The sequence below is a fragment of the Oryzifoliimicrobium ureilyticum genome, assembly GCF_037199735.1.
Taxonomy (GTDB): Bacteria; Pseudomonadota; Alphaproteobacteria; order Rhizobiales; family Rhizobiaceae; genus Rhizobium; species Rhizobium ureilyticus.
This window is the reverse complement of record NZ_JBBBVQ010000006.1, coordinates 75,554-91,686: the sequence shown is the minus strand read 5'-3', so window position 1 is coordinate 91,686 and position 16,133 is coordinate 75,554. Positions and strand designations below refer to the sequence as shown.

The 16,133-nt window shown below is 57.3% G+C and carries 12 protein-coding genes; 3 read left to right on the top strand and 9 right to left on the bottom strand.

Features of this window, described 5'->3' with window-relative positions; genetic code table 11:
* Window positions 1-3 precede the first annotated feature (3 nt).
* The 5 genes from tsaB to VQ830_RS10270 form a co-directional block, all read right to left on the bottom strand.
* Window positions 4-660, bottom strand: a complete 657-nt coding sequence (tsaB, locus tag VQ830_RS10290; protein WP_337268009.1) for a tRNA (adenosine(37)-N6)-threonylcarbamoyltransferase complex dimerization subunit type 1 TsaB — start codon at window positions 658-660, stop codon at window positions 4-6.
* A gap of 84 nt (window positions 661-744) precedes the next feature.
* Window positions 745-1,311 carry a NifU family protein gene (locus VQ830_RS10285; RefSeq protein WP_337268008.1) on the bottom strand — a complete coding sequence of 189 codons (567 nt, stop codon included), beginning with the start codon at window positions 1,309-1,311 and terminating at the stop codon, window positions 745-747.
* Between the two features lie 135 nt (window positions 1,312-1,446).
* Entirely contained in the window at window positions 1,447-1,938 is a 492-nt protein-coding gene (locus tag VQ830_RS10280; protein ID WP_337268007.1) for a universal stress protein, read from the bottom strand.
* Between the two features lie 97 nt (window positions 1,939-2,035).
* A complete protein-coding gene (trpS, locus tag VQ830_RS10275) occupies window positions 2,036-3,100 on the bottom strand; it encodes a tryptophan--tRNA ligase (protein WP_337268006.1) in 1,065 nt (354 codons plus the stop codon).
* Window positions 3,101-3,187: 87 nt separating this feature from the next.
* Window positions 3,188-3,595, bottom strand: a complete 408-nt coding sequence (locus tag VQ830_RS10270; RefSeq protein ID WP_337268005.1) for a VOC family protein — start codon at window positions 3,593-3,595, stop codon at window positions 3,188-3,190.
* Window positions 3,596-3,977: 382 nt separating this feature from the next.
* Between VQ830_RS10270 and VQ830_RS10265 the strand changes: the two genes are divergently transcribed.
* Window positions 3,978-4,400, top strand: a complete 423-nt coding sequence (locus VQ830_RS10265; protein ID WP_337268004.1) for a YcbK family protein — start codon at window positions 3,978-3,980, stop codon at window positions 4,398-4,400.
* Between the two features lie 58 nt (window positions 4,401-4,458).
* On the opposite strand, the gene murJ is transcribed toward VQ830_RS10265, so the two are convergent.
* From murJ to mutS, 4 genes are all read right to left on the bottom strand, one after another.
* A complete protein-coding gene (murJ, locus tag VQ830_RS10260) occupies window positions 4,459-6,036 on the bottom strand; it encodes a murein biosynthesis integral membrane protein MurJ (RefSeq protein ID WP_337268003.1) in 1,578 nt (525 codons plus the stop codon).
* Window positions 6,037-6,055: 19 nt separating this feature from the next.
* Complete coding sequence (locus VQ830_RS10255; RefSeq protein ID WP_337268002.1) at window positions 6,056-8,953, bottom strand: [protein-PII] uridylyltransferase; 2,898 nt, start codon at window positions 8,951-8,953, stop codon at window positions 6,056-6,058.
* Between the two features lie 190 nt (window positions 8,954-9,143).
* Window positions 9,144-9,425 (bottom strand): hypothetical protein, encoded by a 282-nt coding sequence (locus VQ830_RS10250; protein ID WP_337268001.1) that lies wholly within the window; start codon window positions 9,423-9,425, stop codon window positions 9,144-9,146.
* A 120-nt stretch (window positions 9,426-9,545) separates the two neighbouring features.
* Window positions 9,546-12,275 (bottom strand): DNA mismatch repair protein MutS, encoded by a 2,730-nt coding sequence (gene mutS, locus VQ830_RS10245; RefSeq protein WP_337268000.1) that lies wholly within the window; start codon window positions 12,273-12,275, stop codon window positions 9,546-9,548.
* A gap of 111 nt (window positions 12,276-12,386) precedes the next feature.
* Here mutS and VQ830_RS10240 point away from each other — a divergent pair, with 111 nt between their 5' ends.
* Window positions 12,387-14,675: an NADP-dependent malic enzyme gene (locus VQ830_RS10240; protein ID WP_337267999.1), complete on the top strand. Its 2,289-nt coding sequence runs from the start codon at window positions 12,387-12,389 to the stop codon at window positions 14,673-14,675.
* A gap of 130 nt (window positions 14,676-14,805) precedes the next feature.
* A complete protein-coding gene (locus tag VQ830_RS10235) occupies window positions 14,806-16,110 on the top strand; it encodes a hemolysin family protein (RefSeq protein ID WP_337267998.1) in 1,305 nt (434 codons plus the stop codon).
* The last annotated feature ends 23 nt before the right edge of the window (window positions 16,111-16,133 follow it).

The window sequence follows — 16,133 nt, the reverse complement described above, 5'->3', positions numbered from 1 at the left end:
GCTTCACACTCGCGCAACTGCGAAGCCGTCTTGCGGTTTTGCATCGGGTCCTCGCAGATAAAGTGGCTTCGGCTTTTGCAAGACCGGCGCGACAGCGCCAAGTCTGGCAACCACCGAAATTGGAAAGCGGTCCAGATGGTCAACGCTTTCATCAGGGCGCAAGAGAGAGGTGGCCGATCCAACGATTTCGCCATCGAATCCGTCGACCAGTGCTTTTGCCTCATCGAGAAGAACAGCCCGAGGCGCGCTTACGGCAACACCGTCGGGGCTAAATTGCTGAAGATAGATTTCGCCGCGCTTTGCGTCCATCGCGGCAATGACCGGTCGTCCGGGCTTTTCATCAAGACGCGCTGCAGCCATTGTTTCGAGCGTGGTAACGCCAACGGCTGGCACTCCAAGCGAAAGGGCAAAACCGCGAGCAGCAGCGACGCCGACCCGAATGCCCGTGAACGAGCCTGGTCCAACCGTCACTGCAATCCTGCCGATAGCCGATGGCGCCATGTCCGCAGCGTCGAGCACGCGGTCAATGATGCCCATCAAATGTTCGGCATGCCCCTTACCGATCATATCCGATGCCTCCCCCAGCATCGCTTTGCCGCCGCTGTCGTAAAGCGCGGCGGCGCACGCCACCCCTGCGGTATCGAGCGCCAAAATGATCATGTCACAAGTTTCCGAATGATTCATTGACGCTTGTCATAAATCGACAAAACCGAACCGCAGATGAACGGGCGGCTTTATCGATGATCAGGCAGCGATGACTTCCTGCACTTCGGGCACGAAATGGCGCAGAAGGTTCTGCACGCCATGCTTCAGTGTCGCTGTGGACGATGGGCAGCCCGAGCAGGAGCCCTTCATATTCAGATAGACCTTGCCGTCGCGATAACCCCGAAAGGTGATATCGCCGCCATCTTGCGCAACGGCCGGGCGAACGCGCGTGTCGAGAAGTTCTTTGATGGTAAGAACGATCGATTCATCGCCATCATCGAAAAACTCGTCGCCGGCATCGAGATCCTCGGACAGACGCGAAGCTTCGCCCATAACGGGCTTGCCTGACATAAAGTGCTCCATGATGGAGCCGAGAATGGCCGGCTTCAGATGCTGCCATTCCTGGCTTTCCTTGGTCACGGAGATAAAATCGTAGCCGAAATAAACACCGGTAACGCCGTTGATTTCGAAAAGGCGCGCTGCCAGCGGCGAGACCTTGGCCTCTTCGGCGCTACGGAATTCGGCCGTTCCGTTTTCCATCACCACACGACCCGGCAAGAACTTTTGCGTGGCCGGGTTCGGGGTCGTTTCCGTCTGGATGAACATAACTTTCTCCGTGTCGGCCGGAAGCTTTCGGCCTCTTTAGAATCTTTAAAAAGAAGATAAAGCCAACGCCGCTTCTATTCAAGATATTTATAGTCAAGAATCCATCACGATGTCTGGTTTCGCGGGCATTCCTACTCAGGCCAATGCGTCAAGTTCCTCATTGGTCAGTGTGTCGGGAAGGATCGTGACCGGAATTGGGAAAGTGGCTGCTCGCCCGGCGACGGAGGACACCAAAGGGCCGGGGCCATCTTTGGCAGAGCCGGCAGCCAGAACGAGAACGGCGATGTCGCGATCTTCTTCGATCAGCGCATTGATTTGTTCGGTCGCCTTGCCTTCGCGGATTACCGTTTCCGGCTCGATGCCGGCCGTTTCGCGAACCGATTGGGCCGCCTTTGCGATAATTGCTTCGGCTTCTTCGCGCGCTTCCGCCCGCATGATCTCTTCCACTCCCAGCCACTGCTGGAAGTCGCCTTCCGGGATCACATAGATCAGGACGAGGCCACCATTGGAATTTTTAGCGCGTCGTCCTGCATAGTGGACGGCTCGTTGACACTCGGGCGTTCCATCGATCACAGCGAGGAATTTTCGTCTGTGACCTTCAAGGCGGGAAAGTCGTGTTGAAACCATGGCAGCAAGTCTGACATTCGTTCTTGCCGCTGGCAAGGGGAGGCGCAGCCTTCCGGCTGCGGCCGGAAGGCTGGTTTATCAGGTCAAACGTCTGCTCTCAGGAAAGGAAGCCGACGATGTCTCGCACGTCCTTCATGACCGCCTCTGCCCGTTCGCGCGCGCGTTCGCCACCTTTGCGTAGGATCGCGTCGATATGGGCGGTATCGTCCATCAAGCGGCGCATCTCGCTCGTGATCGGCGCCAGATGGTTGACTGCAAGATCCACGAGCGCCGGCTTGAAGTCTGAGAACTGACGCCCGCCAAATTCCTGTAGGACATCCGCCTTCGTCTTGTCGGAGAGCGCAGCGTAGATGCCGACAAGATTGTCAGCCTCCGGGCGACCTTTCAGACCCTCGATTTCGGACGGTAGGCCCTCCGGGTCGGTCTTCGCCTTGCGGATCTTTTTGGCGATCGAATCGGGATCGTCCATCAAGTTGATGCGCGAAAGATCGGATGGGTCGGACTTCGACATTTTCTTCGTCCCATCGCGCAGGCTCATGACACGCGGCGCAGGGCCGTCGATCAGGGGCTCGACCATTGGGAAATATGCATGGACCGGCTCATCGCCGACAGTGATATCCGTGCCAAGTCCAGCCTCCCGAATGCGATCTGCATAATCGAGGTTGAACTTCATTGCGATGTCACGGGCGAGTTCCAGATGCTGCTTCTGGTCGTCGCCGACAGGCACATGCGTGCCGCGGTAAACCAGAATATCTGCCGCCATCAGGCTCGGATAGGCGAGAAGACCGAGCGAAGCGTTTTCGCGGTCTTTGCCGGCTTTATCCTTGAATTGCGTCATGCGCATCATCCAGCCGATTCGGGCGACGCAATTGAAAACCCAGGCAAGCTCGGCATGCTGCGGAACCGCGGCCTGATTGAAGACGACATGTTTTTCCGCATCGATGCCGGAGGCGATGAAGGCCGCTGCGATCGAGCGCGTCTGTGCCTTCAGATCCGGATGCACCAGTTGTGCCGTGATGGAATGCAGATCGACCACGCAATACATGCAGTCATTGCCGTCCTGCAGGGCAACAAACTTTCTGATAGCGCCGAGATAATTGCCGAGATGGAGGTTTCCGGTCGGCTGGACGCCGGAGAAAACGAGCTTTTTAAATTCGCCCATGTCATTTGTCCTTGTCAGGCTTGTGGAGGGCCCCAGGCCCAATGGGCCATGTTGCTGGCGGCGTCTAAGCACGCGGTTCTTGGCGGATCAAGAGGCAGATCTATCGCTATGTTCGATAAGGTCCCATTTGTTTCCATAAGGATCTCGGAAAACGGCAACTGTGCCATAGGCTTCATGACGCGGCTCTTCGAGGAAGTCTACGCCCTTGGCGACCATCGCTCTATAATCGCGCTCGAAATTATCGGTCGATAGGAAAAAGCACACGCGGTCGCCGCTCTGTCGGCCTAAAGCAGTTTTCTGCGCGGACGTTGTCGCTTCGGCGAGCAACAATGCTGCGCCGTTCGATGTCGACGGCTTGACGACCAGCCATCGCTTATCTTTTGCCAGCGGTTGATCCTCGACGCAGACGAAATCCAGCATATCGCAATAGAAGGATTTTGCCGCGTCATAATCGTCAACGAGGAGCGTCACGAGAAAAAGCGAGCGATCTGGCATAATTTTCTCCGCGAAAAATTCAGTGAGAAAGGTTGCACGTCCGCCGTTGCATTAACGATTGTGTAGCTTTTGGCTAGTCCCGAAGTTGTTGAAAACAATGAGTCAGTTGGTAGCATTTACTAATAATTCCGCCACGCATTAAGGAAATTGGCGGAAACGTGCCGTGTTGGTCACGAATCGAAAGCAAAGAATTTCATAAAATTGCTACATTTGAGATGATTTTGCCGATCCATCGGCTGGTGGGCATTGAGCTCTGCCAGATCCCGCAGAGTTGTTTCAATCTCTGAGATGGCTCCGCTTCTTGAATAAAGCACGAGTGACATCCTGCCAGTCCCCTACTGTCGGGCATGGCTGCCTTGTGCCCGCATGAAGGACTTATGTAATGCGTCGTTTTGTTGCTGTGGCTGTCACCGCCCTCCTTGCCCTTTCCTCCACTGCCAATGCAGGCGAAGGGAAAAGTTTTAGAGCAAAACTTCCCACCCATACGACATCCGCCGCCTATAGCGTCCAGACGGTCAGTGTTCGCACCGGCTGCTTTTCGGAAGAACTTGAGGGAATTCTCGTCCATATTGCAGCCAAAACGGGACGCAAGCCTATCGTTACCTCCGGATACCGGCCGCATGCCAGCCGCGCCCATTCGCAACATCGCCACTGCGCCGCTGCCGATATTCGCGTTCCAGGCGTTTCCGAAAAGACCGTCATCGCTGCGGCAAAAAGTGCCCCCGGTATTGGAGGCATCGGCCGCTATTGCAATGGCATCATTCATGTCGATACCGGCCCGCGCCGCACCTGGGTGGATTGCTGATCCGGGGGCAGCGCGGTCATCGATCAAGCGGAACGAGCAGCGATGCGCAGACTGCGGCTTATGAAGAAGCCGTCTTGCGACCACGCTTTAAGTTTCGCCTGATCATGCCGATATCCGCGCCACCGATGGCGAAAGCTGCGACGAAATAGACCAGCATCGAAGCGACAATGATCAAACCAAGTGCTGAGACCTTGGTCAAAAGGCCGCTGGACGAGGCAAGCCATGGCGCAAGAACATGACGTAAATAGATAATGACGCCGCCCATGATGGCAGATGCGATCATCAGCAGCAGTGTCCGCTTCGCCAGCGCCCATTCCCAGGCGAGATGCCCGCGCCTCAGAAGCGTCGTGAACAGAAGCAGCGTGCTGATCCAGCCGGCCGTCGCCTCCGCGACAGCAATGCCTGGTGCGCCGAGGAAGGGGAATAACGTCAGTGCCGTCGCACAGTTGACGCCGACTGCGACGGCGGAAAAGCGCATCGGCGTCTTGGTATCTTCGCGGGCGTAGAAACCGGGCTGAAGCGCCTTGATTAGCACGAAGGCGGGGAGGCCGATACCATAAATCGCAAGGATTGCCGCCACGACGGATGTGTTTTCTGCCTTGAAGGCGCCGCGCTCGTAAAGCACGCGGATGATCTCGTTGGACAGCAGGAAAAGCGCGAACGCGGCCGGTATCGTCAAAAACAGAACGAATTCGATCGATCGATTTTGCAGATTGCCAGCTTCTTTCAGATTGCCGCCTTTGAGCGCGCGGGATAGCTCCGGCAAAAGAACGACACCAACGGCAACGCCCACCACACCGAGGGGAAGCTGATAGATGCGGTCAGCATACTGCAGCGCCGCAATCGCTCCTTCCCGTGAGGATGCGATGGCTTGGCCGATCATCTGATTGATCTGGGTAATACCCCCGGTCACAGCGGCCGGAACAGCCAAAAGAAGAAGCCTGCGGACATTCGGTGTAAAGCGTGGAAAACGCAGGCCGATGCTCATGCCGGCATGCAATACGCCCATATAGACGACGGCAAGCTGCAAGATGCCGGCGGCCAGAACGCCCCAGGAAAGATACCAAGCCGTGTCGAGCGGCGGGGCGCCTGTGTAAAGGGCATAAAACAGCGCGCCGATCATCACGACATTCAGGAACACCGGCGCCACGGCGGCCGCAAAGAAGTGATGCAATGAATTGAGCATACCGCTCATCATGGCGGTCAGCGACATGCACATCAGGTAGGGGAACATCACTGCCGCCATGCGGACCGTGATGGAAAATTTTTCCGCATCATCCGCAAATCCCGGCGCGATGATGAACCGCACCAAGAGCGGCATGGCGAGTTCCATCGCGATCGTGAGGATCAGCAAGACGGAAAACAGAACGCCAAAGACTTCTTCGGAAAATCGCTTGGCACCCTCGGTGCCATTGGCCTCTATTTCCTTGGCAAACAGTGGAACGAATGCCGCATTGAATGCGCCTTCGGCAAAAAGCCGGCGAAATAGATTGGGAAAGCGGAAGGCGGCATAAAAGACGTCTGCCATGGGGCCGGTGCCGAGTGCAGCAGCCATCAACGTTTCGCGTGCGAAGCCGAAGATGCGGCTCCCGAGGGTGGCGCCACCCACGGTCATGAATTTCTTGGCAAGGCTCATCAGCGGGAATCCGTCATCATTATGAAGTTTGGCCAGTCTTGGAGCTGGCCGTGATCGTGGCCGGCTTGAGAGCAGGCATTGCTGTTGCCGAGGCTGTGCGGCTGCGCTCTTCATCGGCTTCATCACCAATAACGGCTTTCAAGCGCGTCATGATATTGGCGCGGCGGCTGTCGCCAGAGACTTTCTGGCCGACGAGATCGGTCACGTAGAAGGTGTCGATCACCTTTTCGCCGAAAGTTGTGATGCGGGCAGACTGGATGTCGAGCGACAAATCGGCGATTGCCGCAGTCACTTCGGACAGGAGACCGGGGCGGTCAAGGCATTCCACCTCGATGACGGTGAACTTGTTCGACAGGCTATTGGTGATGCTGACGGACGGCGGTACGATAAAGGCCTTGCTCTTGCGGGCCTTCTTGGCGCGCGTGGCAATAACTTCTGGTAGGCGCTTACGCCCAGACAGCACGTCTTCGATCATACGGCTGATCGTTGCGCCGCGCCGCAACTCGTCCTCGTCGTTCGGAAACTCGCGGCTGACATGGATCGTGTCGAGAGCGCGTCCGTCGGATGTCGTAAAGATCTGCGCATTGACGATATTGGCGCCGGCAGCCGCGCAAGCCCCTGCGATCACCGCCAGCAAGCGCGGATGGTCCGGCGACAAAATGGTGATTTCTGTGATTGCTCGGAAACTGTCGGTCCTAACCTCGGTCGATAGAACGCGCCCCGCCTCATCTGTCGCCCGCAGAAATTTTGCATGGCGAACCTGATCTTCAAGTGGAACAGACAGGAGATAGGGCTCGTAGTGAAGCCGCGTATAGGTGCTACGGTCTTTCTCTGACCAATCAGACAAGGCAGCGTAAAGCTCCTGCGATGCAATCGCTGCGCGCTCCTTGCGAGAGGTTTCCGAGAAGCCGCCGCCCAGGAGTAATTCGGTTTCATAATACAGCGTTCTGATCAGCTGGCCTTTCCAGCCGTTCCATACGCCGGGACCGACCGCCCTGATGTCGCAGACGGTCAGGATGGTAAGCATCTTCAAGCGTTCGAGCGATTGGACCCGATCGGCAAAGTCGATGATCGTCTTTCGATCCGTCAGATCGCGGGTCTGCGCCACCATCGACATGATCAGATGTTCTTCGATCAACCAGACCACGGTTTCGGTTTGCTTATGGGAAAGGTCGAAGCGAGCACAGAGTTTGCGTGCGACGCGAGCACCGGCAATCGAATGATCCTCAAGACGGCCTTTGGCGATGTCGTGAAGGAGCACGGCAACATAAAGCGCGTCTCGGTCTTCGATAGTCGGCATGAGCTTATTGACGAGCGGATGCAGGTCATCGGCCTTACCCTTGTCGATTTCCGCAAGCACGTCGACGGCGCGGATCAAATGTTCGTCCACCGTGTAGTGGTGATACATCGAAAACTGCATCATCGCGACGATCTTGCCGAAATCGGGGATGAAGCGTCCGAGAACGCCTGCCTCGTTCATCCTGCGCAGCATCAGTGCTGGGTCATGACGCGAGGTCAGGATCGACATGAAAAGCCGGTTTGCCTCCTCGCTTTCGCGCAGTGTGTTGTCGATCAGGCCAAGAGAACGGGCAATCCGCTTGAGCGCTTCGGGATGAAATTCCAGTCCATGGATATCGGCAATGTGGAAGAGCTTGATGATGTTGACGGGATCGCGCTTGAAGACCTCCGGATCTGCCGGTGCAATGCGACCGCGGTCATCGACGAACTCGGTTGCGCCGGCAATCTTGCGCGCGCGATGTGCAAACCGGCTGATGACGCCGGTAATTCCAGGCGCAGACTTTGCCTGCTCATCTTCCAGTGCCGCGCAGAGAATGCGCGTTAGATCCCCGACATCCTTTGCGACAAGAAAATAGTGCTTCATGAAGCGCTCGACGGCGGAAAGGCCCGGACGCGAGTGATAGCCGAGCGCAGCAGCAATTTCGGGCTGAATATCGAAGGAAAGCCGCTCTTCCGCCTTGCCGGTTACAAAATGCATATGGCAGCGCACGGCCCAAAGAAAATCGTCTGCCTTGCGGAAAAGCTGCAGTTCCTGTTTCGACAAGACGCCGCGATTGACGAGTTCAGCGGCGCTGCGCACGCGGTAGTAATATTTTGAAATCCAGAAAAGGGTGTGCAGGTCGCGCAGGCCGCCTTTGCCCTCTTTGACGTTGGGCTCGACGAGATAGCGTGTATCACCGGCTTTGCGATGTCGCTCATCTCGTTCGGCAAGCTTCGCAGCGACGAATTGCGGCCCGGTCCCGGCGACGATTTCTTTGTCGAAACGCGTTTCCAGTTCTGTGGCCAAGGCTTGGTTGCCGCAGATATAGCGCATTTCCAGAATTGCCGTTCGAATGGTCATGTCGCTCTTCGACAGCGCAATGCATTCATTGATCGTGCGCGTCGCGTGCCCGACTTTAAAGCCCATATCCCACAGGATATAGAGCATGAATTCAACGGCCTTATGGGTCTCTTCGCCCGGATTGGGCTGAAAGATGAAAAGTAAGTCGATATCAGACCCCGGCGCCAGCGTGTTTCGTCCGTAACCGCCAACGGCTGTGACGCAGAATGTCTCGCGCTGTTTGGGAAAGACATGCTGGGTGGTAAAATCGAAAAGGACTGTCAGGATTTGATCCTGCAGCCAGGATATCCGCTGTGCGCAATTAAGCCCGCTTCCGTCTGTGAAGAGCAGATCGTGGATCTTCTTGCGGCCTTCGCTGCTCGCTCTTTTCAGAAGCGCCAAAAGATCGGCACGAAGCAGGTCCGGCCGGTTACGATTTGCCGCTAGTGCGGCCCCGCATTGCTGCTCAAGGTAAGCTCTGTCAATCAAGCCGGAGAAGTCGATATCGCTGCTGGCCATCCGCGCGCTACGGTCCTGTTCTCGCGACCGGTCGCGACCGATCTGATGTTTCGTCAGCATGCGCTATAGTCCCTTCCGGTGGCCATTGACACGCGGTTTGTAACGCATGAACCTTTAAATTTGGCGAAACGGTGTTGTACTGCTGGGAAAGAGTAATTTCACCGGATAGGCGCGGTGCCTTCCACGTCCCTTACATGCCTTAAACGACATGGTTCTAAAAGGATTGTCGGCCTTACCAAGGCACCCGATATCAGGCAGCTTCGTCGCGCGCGCAAACCTCATGTAGGATATCGAAGGTCTCGCGTTTGATCTCATCCAGCGTTAAGGCGTCGCATTCGCGATAGCCAGCCTTTGCGACAGCGCTCGCCAATTCCAGGATCGAAAAACAGGACGATGTGATGCGCAGCCTCGAATAAGGCATGCCCCAGCTCAACTCTCCGCGATCTTCTTGTGGGATTTTCTCCAGCATCTGCAGGACAGACACAGCACTTGCAAGCTTACTGGCTTCCAGTTCAAGACGCTCAATGAACATTGTGTTGTTTCCCGCAAAATCCCCGAAAAGGAGCTATCGGAAAGGGAGCGACTTTGAAAGCCTGCCAGGTGCCCGCCGCTCTCTTTTCCAAAGCTCATCTTTGAGCGCAAGTGCAGTTTGTCAGGACAACAAGGATTTTAGACGATAGAGCGTTTCCATCGCCTCGCGCGGCGTCATGTCGTCGAGATTGAGGCTCTTCAATTCCCCCTCCGCCTTCGAGGGTGCCGCGCGTGCCGCCTCTTGGCGACGCACGGCAACCTGGAACAGCGGAAGATCGTCGATCAATTGGCTTGCCGGATTTTTTCGATCAGCATCTTCCAGCCGCGAGAGCACGTCGCGTGCACGCGCCACGACGCTGTCGGGCAGCCCCGCGAGCCGTGCGACCTGGATACCGTAGGATCGATCCGCAGCCCCAGGCCCGACCTCATGCAGGAAGATCACATCGCCATCCCATTCCTTGACACGCATTGTCGCGTTCGCGAGGCGATCAAGCTTTTCTGAAAGCGCTGTCAGTTCGTGGAAATGGGTGGCGAACAGGCCACGGCAGCGATTGACTTCGTGCAAATGCTCGACAGCGGCCCACGCAATCGACAATCCGTCGAAGGTTGCCGTGCCGCGGCCGATTTCGTCCAGAATGACCAAAGACCGGTCGCTCGCCTGATTGAGAATGGCGGCCGTCTCGACCATTTCCACCATGAATGTCGACCGTCCGCGTGCCAGATCGTCCGAGGCGCCAACCCGCGAGAAGAGGCGGTCCACGATCCCAATATGTGCCGAACCGGCGGGCACGAAAGAGCCCATCTGCGCCATCACGGCGATCAAGGCATTTTGCCGTAGAAAAGTAGATTTACCGCCCATGTTGGGGCCTGTCAGCAGCCAGATGGCCCCGTCTTTGCCATTCTGCGCTGGGGATAGATCGCAATTATTCGCGACGAAAGGGCCAATCGATTGACGACGAAGGGCTTGCTCCACGACCGGATGGCGCCCCGCTTCGATCGCAAACATCTTGGAATTATCGACGAGTGGTCGGCTATAAGCCTGTTCTTCGGCAAGAACGGCAAGGCCGGCCGAAACATCGATAACTGCGAGTGCCCGTGCACCAGCCTTGATCGCCTCAGCCTCCGATACGACGGCCGAGCGCATCTCCTCGAAAGCCGCGATCTCGATGGAAAGCGCTTGCTCTGCAGCGTTGGCAATACGGCTTTCAAGATCGGCAAGCTCTGTCGTGGTAAACCGCATGGCGTTCGCCATCGTCTGACGATGAATGAATCGGCCCTTTGCCTCCGCGCTTTCAGTCAAAGGGCCTGCCGTTCCTGCCGTGACCTCGATGAAGTAGCCAAGCACGTTATTATGTTTGATCTTCAGGGACTTTACGCCGGTCCCTTCGGCATATTGCAGCTGCAGGCCTGCAATGACGCGTCGCGATTGATCTCGCAGAGCGCGCGCCTCGTCCAGATATGCATCTGCGCCATCGCGCAGAAAACCGCCATCGCGCTTCAATAATGGTAGTTCCTCGCCGAGCTTTTCCTCCAGCATCTGCCAAAGCGGGTGGGGCAGGGCCTTTAACTGCTCCCGCTCTTGCGCCAGTTCTTCGGGAAGGAGAGCTTCGCCCAGAAGGCCGGCAATCTCTCTTGCCGCTGCCAGCCCTTGGCGAATGGCGGCGAGATCGCGAGGGCCGCCGCGGTCAAGCGCCAGGCGAGACAATGCACGCGGCATATCCGGGACTTGCTTGAGCCGCACACGCAGATCGGCGACAAGTGAAGGCTCTTCGAGAAGAAAGCCGATGGAATCGAGGCGGCAGCCGATTTTTACCGGATCGGTCAGGGGTGACATTAGCCGCTCTGATAGGAGACGCGCCCCGCCGCCCGTGACTGTCCGATCGATTGCCTTTAGAAGAGTGCCGTCGCGTTCGCCGGACAGCGTTCTGGTCAATTCCAGATTGGCCCGGGTCGCCGGGTCGATGAACAAAGTGGATGCGCCACTCTCGCGCTCAGGCCTGCCGAGCGGCGGCCTTTCGCTGATCTGCGTTTTCTCGACATAGGCAACGGCTGCTGCAGCTGCCGACAGCTCGGCCCGCGAAAAGCCGCCAAAACCATCAAGCGTGGCCACGCCAAAATAACGCGCGATACGCTCGGCGGCGGTTGCGCTGTCGAAGAGGACCGCCGGCTGCGGCGTGGCGACCCGCCCAATCACATCGAGAACAGGCCTCAATTCAGGATCATGGAAAAGCGTGTCGGGCAAGATGAGTTCGCGCGGATCGATGCGCAGGATATCTGCCAGCAGTCGCGAAAGCTCGGTTTCGGCAAGGCGGAAGACGCCTGTAGAAATATCGATCCAGGCAAGCGCAAAGGCAGGCTCGCTCGCACCGCGGATCCGCGACAGCGTCATCAGGTAGTTCGATTCCGATGGAGAAAGCAGCTTTTCCTCGGTGATCGTTCCCGGCGTAACCAAGCGGATGACGTCGCGCCGCACGACGGATTTAGAGCCGCGCTTCTTGGCTTCCGCCGGATCTTCCACCTGTTCGCAAACGGCAACGCGGTACCCGCGGATGATCAGTTTTTGCAGATAGTCGTCGGCAGCGTGGACAGGCACGCCGCACATCGGAATATCCTGACCCATGTGCTGGCCGCGTTTCGTCAACGTAATGCCAAGCGCGCGGGAAGCCTCGACGGCATCTTCAAAGAACAGCTCGTAAAAGTCGCCCATGCGATAGAACAGCAGCGAGTCCGGGTTGTTCGCCTTGATCTCGATAAATTGCTCCATCATAGGCGTCGCCTGCGCACGGCTTTCTGGTGTCGCAAGTTCGGATGCCGAGAAGGCTTCAGTGGTCATATCGATGCGCGCGTTCAAAGGTTCGAGGCTTTTCCAAAAAAACAGGTGCCAACCCTACCTGCGGCTGTCTATAGATGACAACCGCTATTGGGGGAGGGGTGAGGCTTCCCCACAGAACTTGGAGGAACTATGGCCGATATCGAGAAGAAGGACCGTCCTATCCGCACGGTGACCGACAGCGAGGCGCTGGAATTCCACGCCATGGGTCGTCCCGGCAAGCTGGAAATCACGCCAACGAAGCCGATGGCAACGCAACGCGATCTATCCCTCGCTTACTCGCCAGGCGTTGCAGTTCCGGTCAAGGCAATTGCTGCCGATCCGGCCACCGCCTACGACTATACGACGCGGGGAAATATGGTGGCAGTCATTTCCAACGGAACGGCCATTCTCGGTCTTGGCAATCTTGGCGCATTGGCGTCCAAGCCGGTCATGGAAGGCAAGTCGGTGCTCTTCAAGCGATTTGCCGATGTCGATTCCATCGATCTTGAGATCGACACGGAAAATGTCGATGAATTCGTCAACTGCGTTCGTTTTCTTGGTCCTTCCTTTGGGGGTATCAATCTGGAAGACATCAAGGCGCCCGACTGTTTCGTCATCGAAAGCCGGCTTCGCGAATTGATGGATATCCCGGTTTTCCATGATGATCAGCATGGCACAGCCATCATCGCGGCAGCCGGATTGATCAATGCGCTTGCTCTCACCGGCCGTGATTTGAAAACGACGAAGCTCGTCTGCAATGGGGCCGGCGCCGCAGCGATTGCTTGCGTCGAGTTGATCAAGGCGATGGGTTTTGCGGCTGACAATATCATCCTGTGCGACACCAAAGGGATTATCTATCAAGGCCGCGTCGAGGGTATGAACCAGTGGAAGTCGGCACATGCGGCAAAGACGGACCTGCGAACGCTGCAAGAGGCGATGAACGGAGCAGATGTCGTCTTCGGTCTGTCGCAGAAAGGCGCGTTCAGCGAAGAGATGATCCGCTCGATGGCGCCGCGCCCGATTATCTTCGCGATGGCCAATCCAGATCCGGAAATTACGCCCGAGGAAGTTGCACGTATTCGCGACGATGCCATCATGGCGACTGGTCGCTCCGACTATCCGAACCAGGTCAACAACGTACTCGGTTTTCCCTATATCTTTCGTGGCGCACTCGATGTGCGGGCAACCACCATCAATGATGCCATGAAGGTTGCAGCAGCGCGCGCTCTTGCCGACCTTGCGCGTGAAGATGTGCCCGACGATGTCGTTGCTGCCTATCAGGGCAATCGCCCTCATTTCGGTCCGCAATACATCATTCCCGTGCCGTTCGATCCCAGACTGATTTCATCCATTCCCGTTGCCGTTGCAAAGGCGGCGATCGAAAGTGGTGTCGCGCAACGTCCCGTTGCTGACATGGAGGACTATGCCCGTTCACTCTCGGCGCGCCGCGATCCGATCGCAGCGACGCTGGCCAGCCTGTACGAGCGCGTACGCCGTCGGCCGAAGCGAATGGTGTTTGCCGAAGCCGAGGAAGAGCAGGTCATGCGCGCCGCCATGTCCTATGCCAACCAGCAGCTCGGAACGGCTATCCTGCTTGGGCGCGAAGATCTCATTCGTGCGACAGCCGAGCGCGCCAATCTCGATCTGGAACGGCCGGGCATCGAAATCGTCAACGCGCGTATCTCCAACCGCGTTGAGGCCTATATCGACTATCTCTACGCCCGGCTGCAGCGCCAGGGATATCTGCATCGCGACGCACAGCGCCTCATCCATACGGATCGAAACCACTTTGCTGCCACGATGGTGGCGCTCGGCGATGCCGATGGCATGGTGACGGGGATCACGCGCAACTATTCGACCGCGCTTCAGGACGTGCAGCGTTGCATTGATCCGAAACCTGGGCATCGGGTCATCGGCGTCTCGCTCGTTCTCGCCAGAGGACGCACGGTATTTGTCGCCGATACGGCCGTGCACGATATGCCGACAGCCGAGGAATTGGCGGATATCGCCGTTGAAGCGGCAGGGCTTGCGGCACGTATGGGCTATCGGCCAAGAGTAGCCATGCTGGCTTACTCGACCTTCGGTCACCCGCAAGGCGAAAGATCCGATCGGGTGCGCGAGGCGGTCAAAATCCTCGACAGCCGGCGGCTCGACTTCGAATATGACGGTGAAATGGCCGCGGATGTCGCGTTGGATCATCGCAAAGCCACGGAGCTTTATCCCTTCTGCCGTCTCTCGGGACCAGCCAATGTGTTGGTAATGCCAGCCTTTCACTCGGCTTCCATCGCCACCAAGATGCTGCAGGAATTGGGCGGCTCGACGGTGATTGGTCCGATCCTCGTCGGATTGGACAAGGCCGTTCAGATCACGGCGACGGGATCGAAGGATTCCGACATCGTCAATATGGCGGCTATCGCAGCTTACGGCGCCGGCGCCTAAAGCGGCAAAAACAAAGAAAATCAAGAGGGGGCCCGATGTCTCGCCCCTCAGATTTTCGCGTTAATCGCTTGCGTCTCAGCCGCCCCGCCCATATCCTAGAGGCTATCGTCATCGACCCAATGGGCCAAGCTTGTATCTCGAAATTGTCATTGTCATCTTGCTCACCGTGATCAACGGTGTGCTTGCCATGTCTGAACTCGCGGTTGTTTCTGCTCGCGCCGCTCGTCTCAAAGTTCTTGCCGATCAAGGTAGCCGCGGAGCAACGCAGGCGCTAAAACTGGCCGAAGACCCTGGACGTTTTCTGTCTTCTGTTCAGATCGGCATCACTCTGGTCGGCGTGCTTTCAGGCGCTTTCTCAGGAGCCACGCTTGGATCCCGTCTCAGCCACTGGCTGACGATGCAGGGGCTCTCCGAGAATGCCGCAGATGCGCTCGGCGTCGGTTCCGTCGTCGTTGCGATTACCTATCTATCCCTGATCATCGGCGAACTGGTTCCCAAGCAGATCGCATTGCGCGCACCAGAAGCCGTCGCGGCACGCGTTGCACCGGCCATGGTCTTCCTGTCTCGCCTTGCTCTTCCGCTGGTCTGGCTGTTGGATACATCTGGCAAGCTCGTCCTGCGTCTGCTTGGCCAGTCCGGCAAAACAGCCGACGGCGTGACGGATGAGGAAATCAAGACGGTTTTGGCCGAGGCCCAGAGCGCCGGCGTGATCGAAAGCGAAGAATCCGCGATGATCTCGGGCGTCATGCGGCTTGCCGACCGTAGCGCTCGCGCTTTGATGACACCGCGCCGCGACGTCGAGGTCATCGATCTCGAGGATTCCTACGAGGAAATCACCGTCCAGCTTCGCAAGACGGAGCATTCGCGCCTTCCTGTTCGCCGCGGCAGTTCGGATGAGGTCATCGGCGTCCTCTTTGCAAAGGATTTCTACGATGTCCTGACTTCGGGCGGCAAGGCGAACATTGAAGGGCTCGTTCGGGAAGTCCCAGTTGTCTCCGATCTCTCCAATGCGACGCAGGTCATCCAGACGCTACGCCGATCGACTGCCCACATGGTGCTGGTGTATGATGAATACGGCCATTTCGAAGGCGTCATCTCGTCCGGCGACATCATGGAAGCGATCATGGGCGCTTTCCAGGAAGGACTCGGCGAAGAACCTGGGATCGTTCGTCGGCCGGATGGTTCCTATCTTGTCTCGGGGTGGATGCCGATCGACGAATTCGCGGAGTTCATGAACCTGCGCCTTGACGACGATTTGGAATACCAAACGGTAGCCGGTCTTGTTCTGGAGGAGCTCAAACATCTACCAGAGCTGGGCGAGACTTTTGACATGGAAGGCTGGCGCTTTGAGGTCATCGACCTTGATGGGCGTCGCATCGATAAGCTTTTGGTGACACCGTTGGTCCAGCCGGAAACTGACGGCGCCGGCATATGACATCCCAACTCGGTCTGAAGTGC

Coding starts and splice junctions, on each gene's coding strand:
- VQ830_RS10280 (WP_337268007.1), bottom strand. CDS start 1,938: ATGGTTTCAACACGACTTTCCCGCCTTGAAGGTCACAGACGAAAATTC.
- murJ (WP_337268003.1), bottom strand. CDS start 6,036: ATGAGCCTTGCCAAGAAATTCATGACCGTGGGTGGCGCCACCCTCGGG.
- VQ830_RS10265 (WP_337268004.1), top strand. CDS start 3,978: ATGCGTCGTTTTGTTGCTGTGGCTGTCACCGCCCTCCTTGCCCTTTCC.
- VQ830_RS10285 (WP_337268008.1), bottom strand. CDS start 1,311: ATGTTCATCCAGACGGAAACGACCCCGAACCCGGCCACGCAAAAGTTC.
- VQ830_RS10250 (WP_337268001.1), bottom strand. CDS start 9,425: ATGTTCATTGAGCGTCTTGAACTGGAAGCCAGTAAGCTTGCAAGTGCT.
- VQ830_RS10270 (WP_337268005.1), bottom strand. CDS start 3,595: ATGCCAGATCGCTCGCTTTTTCTCGTGACGCTCCTCGTTGACGATTAT.
- VQ830_RS10240 (WP_337267999.1), top strand. CDS start 12,387: ATGGCCGATATCGAGAAGAAGGACCGTCCTATCCGCACGGTGACCGAC.
- VQ830_RS10255 (WP_337268002.1), bottom strand. CDS start 8,953: ATGCTGACGAAACATCAGATCGGTCGCGACCGGTCGCGAGAACAGGAC.
- tsaB (WP_337268009.1), bottom strand. CDS start 660: ATGATCATTTTGGCGCTCGATACCGCAGGGGTGGCGTGCGCCGCCGCG.
- trpS (WP_337268006.1), bottom strand. CDS start 3,100: ATGGGCGAATTTAAAAAGCTCGTTTTCTCCGGCGTCCAGCCGACCGGA.